Annotated in this window: 1 protein-coding gene; it reads left to right on the plus strand. The window is 79.7% G+C overall.

The annotated features are described in order from the left end of the window. Window positions 1-212 (plus strand): hypothetical protein (locus SKC42_RS27625; RefSeq protein WP_330967391.1); only part of this gene is annotated, 212 nt, incomplete at both ends.

Genomic DNA, 212 nt, shown 5'->3' on the forward strand with positions numbered 1-212 from the left:
ATCGGCTCCACCGACGCCACCGCCGGCGGTGTCGGCGGCAACGGCGGCACCGCCGGAGCAGGCGGCGCAGCCGGCACCGGAGCCGGCACCGCCGGTAACACCGGCAACGCCGGAACCGGCGGCGCCGGTGGCCACGGCGGCACCGGCGGTGATGGAGCCGCCGGCCTGGCCTCCACCGCGGCCGGTCAAACCGGCGGCACCGGCAGCAACGG

The sequence above is a fragment of the Mycobacterium sp. 050134 genome (assembly GCF_036409085.1).
Lineage (GTDB): Bacteria > Actinomycetota > Actinomycetes > Mycobacteriales > Mycobacteriaceae > Mycobacterium.